General features: G+C 58.3%; 7 protein-coding genes and 1 tRNA gene. 4 read left to right on the forward strand and 4 right to left on the reverse strand.

Annotated features, from left to right (window positions below):
* Both ACIQ36_RS15255 and ACIQ36_RS15260 read left to right on the forward strand, forming a co-directional pair.
* Positions 1–609: DnaB-like helicase C-terminal domain-containing protein (locus tag ACIQ36_RS15255; RefSeq protein WP_395830829.1), on the forward strand; the 609-nt coding region annotated here is incomplete at its 5' end.
* A gap of 2 nt (positions 610–611) precedes the next feature.
* Entirely contained in the window at positions 612–1,778 is a 1,167-nt protein-coding gene (locus ACIQ36_RS15260) for an AGE family epimerase/isomerase (RefSeq protein WP_395830832.1), read from the forward strand.
* Here the strand turns inward: ACIQ36_RS15260 and ACIQ36_RS15265 are convergent.
* Positions 1,775–2,038, reverse strand: a complete 264-nt coding sequence (locus ACIQ36_RS15265) for a hypothetical protein (RefSeq protein ID WP_395830835.1) — start codon at positions 2,036–2,038, stop codon at positions 1,775–1,777. The genes ACIQ36_RS15260 and ACIQ36_RS15265 overlap by 4 nt on opposite strands.
* An 854-nt stretch (positions 2,039–2,892) precedes the next feature.
* On the opposite strand from ACIQ36_RS15265, the gene ACIQ36_RS15270 reads away from it, so the two are divergent.
* Positions 2,893–5,001, forward strand: coding sequence for a methyl-accepting chemotaxis protein (locus ACIQ36_RS15270; RefSeq protein ID WP_395830839.1), 2,109 nt, complete (start codon positions 2,893–2,895; stop codon positions 4,999–5,001).
* 69 nt (positions 5,002–5,070) lie between these two features.
* Here ACIQ36_RS15270 and ACIQ36_RS15275 read toward each other — a convergent pair whose 3' ends face one another.
* Positions 5,071–6,168, reverse strand: a complete 1,098-nt coding sequence (locus ACIQ36_RS15275; protein WP_395830842.1) for a TRAP transporter substrate-binding protein — start codon at positions 6,166–6,168, stop codon at positions 5,071–5,073.
* Positions 6,169–6,535: 367 nt separating this feature from the next.
* Here ACIQ36_RS15275 and ACIQ36_RS15280 point away from each other — a divergent pair.
* Positions 6,536–6,611 (forward strand) — tRNA-Lys (locus ACIQ36_RS15280).
* A gap of 111 nt (positions 6,612–6,722) precedes the next feature.
* On the opposite strand, the gene ilvD is transcribed toward ACIQ36_RS15280, so the two are convergent.
* A complete protein-coding gene (gene ilvD, locus ACIQ36_RS15285; RefSeq protein ID WP_395830845.1) occupies positions 6,723–8,552 on the reverse strand; it encodes a dihydroxy-acid dehydratase in 1,830 nt (609 codons plus the stop codon).
* A 46-nt stretch (positions 8,553–8,598) separates the two neighbouring features.
* On the reverse strand, positions 8,599–9,138 hold the full coding sequence (coaD, locus tag ACIQ36_RS15290) for a pantetheine-phosphate adenylyltransferase (protein ID WP_395830848.1): 540 nt from the start codon (positions 9,136–9,138) through the stop codon (positions 8,599–8,601).
* Between the last annotated feature and the right edge of the window lie 73 nt (positions 9,139–9,211).

Here is a 9,211-nt window from a genome sequence, read left to right on the forward strand (position 1 = left end):
TTGCAGCCGGATGATTTCGAACGGTTGGTGATTGCCAGCCAGCAGCTTGAGCGGCTGAACCTCTTTATCGACGATACCCCGGCGCTCTCAATCACCTCCGTCCGCACGCGGGCACGGCGGTTGAAGCGGCAATCCAATCTCGATTTGATTGTCGTCGATTACCTCCAGCTCTTACGCGGCACGGATCGATCCAGCAGCGATAACCGGGTGCAGGAAGTCTCGGAGATCACGCGCGGGCTCAAAGCCATCGCCAAGGAACTCGACGTGCCGGTGATTGCGCTGTCGCAGCTCTCCCGCCAGGTTGAAAACCGCGAAGACAAGCGTCCCCAACTCTCGGACTTGCGCGAATCGGGCTCGATTGAGCAAGACGCCGACGTGGTGATGTTCATTTACCGCGAGGAATATTACCTCGCCCGCAAAGAGCCCGCCGAAGGCACCGCCGAGCATGACGCTTGGAAAGCCGAAATGGAGCGCTACCATAATCGCGCCGAAGTGATTATCGCAAAGCAGCGCCATGGGCCGATTGGCCGCGTCGTCGTGCATTTCGACGGCAATACCACCCGCTTCAGCGATTTGGCGGAAGCCGAGCATCTGCCCGAGGATTATTGATCGTGTCGGTTACGTTGGATCGCAGCGCCTGGGCCTTACGCTGCCGCGCTTGGCTGCTTGAATCGCATCTTCCTTTGTGGGCGCAGCATGGGATCGACCGGGAGGCGTGGGGCTTCTTTGAACGCCTCGATGCCGCAACTCTCGCCCCAACGGGACCGGATCAACGGCGCTCGATGGTCTGCGCGCGACAGCTTTATCTGTGGAGTGCCGCCGCCCATCGTTTCGACCAGCCCGAGCATCATGCCCTGGCGGATTATGCCTTCGCCACGCTAGCCGAACGGTTTCAAGATAAGCAACACGGCGGTTGGGTCTTCAGCCTGCGCCGGGACGGCGGCCTGCTGGATGGGCGGAAAGATTTTTACGCCCATGCCTTTATTCTCTTCGCCCTGGCCCATTATGCCCGCCTCAATCGACAGCGGACCGATGCCCTCACGTTAGCGGCTGAAACCTGGGGGCTAATTCAGGATAAGTTGCGCCTGCCCCAAGGATGGTTTGCGGCGGAAGCCTCCGCAGATTGGAAAATTGAAAAGCGCGGCCTCGTACAGAACCCGCATATGCATCTGTTCGAAGCCCTCTTGGCATTGCTGGAGGTAAGCGGCGACATCGCCTATCGCAACGGCGCGCAGGAGATTGTTACCCTGTTCCGCACACGCCTCTATACGCCCGACCCCGGCGTGATCGGTGAGTTTTTCGATGTAGCGGGGCAACCCACGGGACCGGAAGGGGCGATTCTGGAGCCAGGGCATCATTTCGAATGGGCCTGGCTGCTGCGCGACGCCGCCCGCCACTTGGATGATTCCAGCCTGCTGCCTCTCGCTGACCACCTGACCCATTGGGCGGAAACCCAAGGAAGCGATACCGTTCGCAGGGGCACCTACGATCAAATCAGCCGCGCCAGCGTGCCCCTACAAACAACGAAACGCATCTGGCCGCAATCGGAGGCCGCAAAAACCTATGCGACGGCCTATTCAGCCGCCCCATCCGCAGCAACGCTTGCGCCCCTGCTGACGCGGCTCGAGTTTCTGTTTTCGGCCTACTTGCAGCCCGATGGCCGCTGGCACGAGCATCTGAGCGCCGACTTGCAGCCGATGACCAACTTTCTTCCGGCCAGCACGCCGTATCATCTGTATTTCGCGCTCGCCGAAGCCTTAGACGCGCTCGCGGTTTAAGTCTGATCAGGCTCGGGCGCCGACCAGATTAGGCTGGGCCGACCATAGGGTTGCAGGGCGGAATGGACCCGCTGGGCGGCCTCCTTCTGGGCGAAATCCGCCGCTGCCCCAATGAAGACAGCAAGCGATGCCAAACCAACCTCGGTTGCCTCCTCCGACAAAGAAACAAGACAGGCCGCAATCGCCGCCGCCGTCCGGGCCGTTTGGTGAGCAGTCAGCGCTGCCGTGGGGTCGGAATCCTGTTCGGCATGATCGTACATGACGGGCCTCCTTTGCCTATAATTCAATTAAAGCGCTAATTCAGAGAAATTCCAATAGAAATTCTCCTGAGTATATATGTATTCATCATCTTAAAGACCCAAACTTCACTACATATTCAAAACAGTTGACGGATACATTACAACAACTCTCTTTGCGATCGCTTCAGATATCCTAAAGTTTTACACACGCACCGCCGAACGACGGACCCAACCATACAAACATGAGATAGTTATAATCACAAACACAACTCTTTATAGTTGCTCTAACTTAGTCACCAGTGTCGTAAAAGCATTTAATATATATTGTTCTCGAATATCCCGATAGGACATGTGCGTCTCCACACTCTTCTTAAAAACTCGATAAGCCGCCCCTATTATTCCTCGGCAACCATGCCGAAGGCCCGGCTCTGCAAATTTTGCGTGGGTGCCACCCTGCCGATGAGTCCCGGCCCCGAAGATCACGCGCCGATCAAAGGAGGGCGACACTTTCGCCGCTACCGGCGCACCGCTAGCGGACAAATAGACTAGGCCATTCCAGCCCTCCGCCCGTCACGCTTTTTTAAATGATAAAATGTTAATAATCTTATGCAAAATTAAATATTGCTCGTCACCCATTATTCAATATTTTCACCTGATTGCTGTGATTTGAAGCAAATTTGGTCTCTTTTTTGCTTGTTCACCCCCGTAGGGAAGAAGATACGATGACAAGTTGGATGCCGACTTGTTACAAACACCGTAACACAGGGATTTCTCCAAATGGGACGGGGCGGTTTTGTAGTCCGCCGCAAGATTGAGAAGAGGGAAAATCCTCATCGGTCTTCGCCGATCCCATCTTGGAAGTTAGAGAGGGACACATGGCTCGTGGGGGAGTTATGGGAATCCGGGGGCGATTGATCGCCGGATTTGCCGCGATCGGATTGGTTTTCGTGGGCATGGTGGCTTTCACCATTCAACGCACGGAAGAAGATCGATCTATTGTCGATCAAATGGTGCGCAGCCGCGTGCCGTCGGCCTTGGCCGGGCAGAAGCTAGCGGCGTCCATTTATGGTAGCCTTGAAAGGCTGCGCGCTTATATCGCCCTGCGCGAGCCCGGGCGGCTCCGGGCGTGGGAGGCTTCTTGGGTCCGCATCCATTCCGATAAGGATGTGATTGCCCAACAATTAGCCTCCGCCCATCTAACGGATCTAGAGCGTCAAGACTGGGAGCGCCTGACAAATGCTCTCAATCCGCTCGAAGATGCCCAAAAAGCAGTCGTCGCTATTCTGGGAACACCAGAAGAAGCCAAGGGCATGACGATCTTCACAGAAGAAGCGCAACCTAAGATCGCTCGCACAATTCAAATGGCGCGGGCGCTTGTGGAAGAAGAAGCGCGCCTTCCCGAGGGCGGAGCGCGTAAGGCGTTAATGGAAACCCTCGCCACAATTCGCGGGGAAGCCGTTCAGGTGCTCGCCTCGTTACAGACATACCTGATGACCGGCGATGAAATTTACAAAACCCAATATGAGGGGGTTTGGAAAAATTTTACCACGCAGATCCAAAACCTCGACACCCAGCAAGAGTTAATGACCGGCGGTCAACGCATGGCCACGGGCTCGCTGAAACAGCTTCTGCTGCAAATCGAACCGATTGCGACGCAACTCATCGCCCTGCGCCAGGATGACGGCTGGAACCAGGCCGATTTCCTGCTGAACACACAGGTAACGCCCCTCGTTGATAAGTTGATGGATCGCCTGGAAGGGCGCGAAGACGCAATGGGGCTACGCTCCGGCGGGTTCGTCACCGTGCAAAGCCGAATGGTGGAGCTTGAGGCCGACGGGGTCGCCAAATCAGCCCAGGATCTGCGGCAAGCCCTTATCGTTCTGCTCATGAGCGTGATCCTGCTCACGGTGCTGATCGTGATTGCCACGCAGCGCGGCATCGTCCCCCCGCTCCGTCTGATGACGGATGCCATGACCCAACTCGCCAACGGGACGCTGAACATCAAAATCCCCGCCCTAGACCGCCGCGACGAGGTTGGCCGCATGGCCGCCGCCGTTCAGGTTTTTAAAGAAAATGCCGAGCGGGTTCAGGCGATGGAGCAGGAAGCCGAGGCGCAAAACCGCCGGGTGGAAGAAGAAAAACGGGCGGCGATGGCGAGCATGGCCAATGAGTTCGAAGAATCGGTCGCCGCAATCGTCACCAGCGTATCGACTGCCGCTCAGCATATGCGTGCCAGCGCCCAGCATCTGTCCACCACAGCCTCGCAAGCCCTCACCCAAACCCATACGGTGGCCGACGCTGCCGAACAGGGGAGCCAGAATGTTCAAACCGTGGCGAGCGCCGCCGAGGAACTAACGGCCTCGATCCAAGAAATCGCGCGCCAAGTCATCGAAGCCAACCGGGTCGCCCAGCAGGCGGTCGATGAGGCGGGCGTAACCGATACCGGCGTGCAAAAGCTGGCAACGGCGGCCCTCAAAATCGACGATGTGGTGCGCCTTATTCAAGCGATTGCCGAACAGACCAATCTTCTGGCCCTGAATGCGACGATTGAAGCTGCGCGCGCCGGGGACGCCGGCCGTGGCTTCGCCGTTGTCGCCAATGAAGTCAAGGCCCTTGCCAGCCAGACCGCAAAGGCAACCGAGGATATCCAAGCGCAGATCGGGGCGATCCAGCGCGAGAGCAGCCATTCGGTAAAGGCCATTCAATCGGTATCCGGTATCATTTCGTCGATCAGCCACATTACCGCAACCGTGGCCGCCGCCGTGGAGCAGCAGGGCGCGGCTACGCGGGAGATCACCCGCAATGTCCAGCAGGCCGCCGACGGCTCGCGCCTCGTCTCGGACAATATCATCGCCGTCCGATCCACGGCGGAAGCGACGGGGGCTTCTGCCGCAGAAGTGTTGACCGTGGCGGGCGATCTCTCACATCAAGCTGAGTTCCTACAAACGGCCGTGCAAAACTTCGTCGCCCGCGTTCGGGCCTGATCAACGAGCTGAAAAGAAAGAAGCGAGGGATTTCTCCCTCGCTTCTCTTCCTTCAGCAGAAATAATCTCTTATTTCTTTGGGGGCTGACCGCCGCCACTATAGACGAAATTGTCGTAAGTGTTTTCGGCAACGCGGAACCAAGCGTATTGGTCTTCGCGGAATGCTTTCCACGGTTCGTAGATCTTCTTGAACTTTTCGTTCTTGGCAGCAACTTCATCATAAAGCTCGAAGGCGGCCTTATAGCACGCGGCCATCACTTCGCGCGGGAACGGACGCAGGACTGCGCCGTTGCCAACCAGCTTCCGCAATGCGGTCGGGTTTGCAGCGTCGTATTTCGCCAGCATATAGTTATTGCCATCGGCGCAAGCAGTTTCGAGCGCCTGCTGGTAATGCTTCGGCAGGGATTGGAACTGAGCTTCGTTTGCCAGCATCGACAGCTGCGCGCCGCCTTCCCACCAACCCGGATAATAGTAGTACTTAGCAACTTTGTAGAAGCCGAGCTTTTCATCATCATACGGGCCAACCCACTCAGCCGCGTCGATGGTGCCTTTTTCAAGCGCCGGATAAATATCGCCGCCCGGAATTTGCTGCGGCACCGCGCCGAGCCGCGAGATCACCTGACCGGCAAGACCACCGATACGCATTTTGAGACCGTTAAGGTCTTGCACGGTCTTGATTTCCTTACGGAACCAACCGCCCATCTGCGCGCCGGTATGCCCGAGCGGAATGTTATACGTGTTATAGCCCTTGAAGAACTCGCGGAGCAGTTCCTGCCCGCCGCCCTGATATTGCCACGCCATTTGCTGGCGGGTATTCAGACCGAAGGGAATGGCAGTATCGAAGGCGAAGGTCGGGTCTTTACCGACATAATAGTAGCTGGCCGTGTGACCGCACTCGACCGTATTGGCCTGCACTGCATCCAGAACCTGAAGGCCGGGAACCAACTCGCCCGCAGCAAACACACGGATCTGGAACTTGCCTTCGGTCAGTTCGGCGACGCGCTTAGCCGTATATTCCGCCGCGCCATAAATCGTATCGAGGCTCTTCGGGAAGCTCGACGCACAACGCCACTTGATTTCAGGGTTGCTCTGGGCAATTGCCGGCGCCGCAATCGTCGTCGCGGCAGCCCCAATCCCAGCAGCTTTCAAAAACTTCCGACGCTCCATTCGTCCTTCTCCCCAAGGTTTTTTTGACGTTCGGTTAGGACTATTGAGCCCAACCACTGCACTCAGGTACCGCGCTGATTGGGACGTTCGGGGCATCCTAGTTTCGCATGGCACCTATGCTGCGACAGACCCTAACACTGGCTGAGTGAGAAACACAAGATTCGTTTCACGGACACCCAAACGCCGCAATACTCTTCCAAGAAGCTTTTGGGAGGGGCTGACTCACCCCGCATAAGCCTTTGCCACTCCGCGTTATTTTCCGCTCTTGTCCTAAGGATGCAAGGCCCTAAGGAGGGCTAACACATCCGCTCTACACCAAGGCTTGACCCCCCGTCCGCCCCCGCTTATGGTGCGCCACCCAACACGGGAGCTCGTAGCTCAGCCGGTAGAGCACGTGACTTTTAATCATGGGGTCTCGGGTTCGAATCCCGACGAGCTCACCATTGGGCCAAAAAACCCGCCAAGTCTAAGACTTGGCGGGTTTTTAATTGCCTGAATGGGCTCAGGATCCAGCCTGCGCCAGGGTGAATCACCCCGGCGCAGCTGAAGAAAGATTAGATATTCCGAACGGCACCCTTTGAGGCGCTCGTCGTCATCGCCGCATAGGCCCGCAAGGCCATCGACACTTTGCGCGGGCGCGGTTTTGCCGGAACCCAACCCAGGGCATTCCGTGCCTCGCGGCGTTGGGCGAGGATTTCATCGTCCACGACTAAGCGAATCGATCGGTTCGGGATATCGATAGCGATTTGGTCGCCCTCTTCCACGAGGCCGATCAAGCCGCCTTCCGCCGCCTCGGGCGAGACATGGCCGATAGAGAGGCCCGAGGAGCCGCCGGAGAAGCGACCATCGGTCACGAGCGCGCAAACCTTATCGAGGCCCTTGGATTTCAGATAGCTGGTCGGGTACAGCATTTCCTGCATCCCCGGCCCGCCGCGCGGCCCCTCGTAGCGAATCAGCACCACGTCGCCCGCGACCACATGACCGCTGAGAATACCGCTTACCGCGTCGTCTTGGCTCTCGAACAAGCGGGCGCGCCCTGTGAAGGTGAGCACCGAGGCATCGACCCCGGCGGTTTTTACGATGCAGCCGTCTTCCGCCAGATTGCCGTACAGCACAGCAATGCCACCGTCCTTTGAAAAGGCATGCTCGGCATCCCGAATCACGCCGGTAGCGCGGTCGGTATCGACACTGGTGTAGCGGCGCGCTTGCGAGAAGGCCACCTGGGTCGGCACCCCACCGGGAGCGGCCCGGAAGAATTCATGCACGCTCTCGGCGGAGGTTCGCACCACGTCCCACCGATCCAGCGCCGCCTTGAGGCTGCTGGCGTGAACGGTGGGCACACTGGTCTCCAACAGCCCAGCACGGTCGAGCTCGCCCAAGATGGCCATAATGCCGCCGGCGCGATGCACGTCTTCCATATGCACGTCGGACTTAGCGGGCGCGACCTTGCAGAGCACCGGCACCCGGCGCGACAGCCGGTCGATATCGGCCATGGTGAAATTCACCTCAGCCTCATGGGCCGCCGCGAGCAAATGCAGCACCGTGTTGGTGGAGCCCCCCATCGCAATATCGAGCGTCATCGCGTTTTCAAAGGCCGCGAACGTTGCGATATTGCGCGGCAGAACGGTCGAATCGTCGCCTTCATAATAGCGGCGCGCTAGATCGACAATCACATGCCCCGCTTCGACAAAGAGGCGCTTGCGGTCGGCATGGGTTGCCAGCGTCGAGCCATTGCCCGGCAGCGACAGGCCAAGGGCTTCGGTCAAGCAATTCATCGAATTGGCGGTGAACATGCCCGAGCAGGAACCGCACGTCGGGCAGGCCGAGCGCTCAATGGCCTGGACATCCTCGTCGCTGATGCGGCTATCGGCGGCCGCCACCATGGCATCAACGAGATCAAGGGCCTTTTCTTTGCCGTTGATGATCACCTTGCCCGCTTCCATCGGGCCCCCCGAGACGAAAACGACCGGAATATTGAGGCGCATCGCCGCCATCAACATGCCCGGCGTAATCTTATCGCAGTTGGAAATACACACCATCGCATCGGCACAATGGGCGTTGACCATATATTCAACCGAATCCGCGATAAGTTCGCGCGAGGGCAGCGAATAGAGCATGCCGTCGTGGCCCATCGCGATGCCATCATCGACCGCGATCGTATTGAATTCCTTGGCAACACCGCCCGCGGCTTCAATCTCCCGCGCCACCAACTGCCCGAGATCCTTCAGGTGAACATGGCCCGGAACGAACTGGGTGAAGGAGTTGACGACGGCGATAATCGGCTTTCCGAAATCGGAATCCTTCATCCCGGTCGCGCGCCAAAGGCCGCGCGCCCCTGCCATGTTGCGACCGTGCGTCGTTGTTCTGGAACGATAATGCGGCATGATTCCCCCTCTATACGGACGTAATTATAGCGCTCCTCGCCGGGCCTTAGTCTTCTTGCTGCTCGGCGAAACGCTTTTGCAGGGCGGCTTCGATGCGCGGGCTGACGAAGCGGGAAATATCACCGCCAAGCCGACCGATTTCCTTCACAAACCGCGACGAGACGAACTGCTGCCCATCGGCCGCCATCAGAAACACGGTTTCGACGGCGGGATTGAGCTTGGAGTTCATCCCCGCCATCTGGAATTCATACTCGAAATCCGAAACGGCGCGCAGCCCACGCACAATTTGCGCGGCCTTATGCTCCACGGCAAAATTGATCAGCAAGCCTTCAAAGGGCACCACTGTAATACGGGCGCTTTCGGGAAGCAAAAGAACCTCGGCACTCAGCAGCGCCACGCGCTCGGTGAGCGAGAACAAGGGACCTTTAACGGCATTCTTAGCGACGCCAACAATCAGCGTATCGCAAATGCGCGCTGCCCGCCGGATAATATCGATATGCCCGGAGGTGACGGGATCGAAAGTGCCGGGATAGACCGCCGTGCGCGGCACAGCCGCTCCCGTCGCTGAACTGCCCGATTGAGGCATGGTGCTGGCCGACATCGCTGGGTTTCCCTCCCCCTTAAAGGCCGCCGGGTTCCTAATCCCGAACGGCCTCGCC

This window comes from Elstera sp., assembly GCF_044372965.1.
GTDB lineage: Bacteria > Pseudomonadota > Alphaproteobacteria > Elsterales > Elsteraceae > Elstera.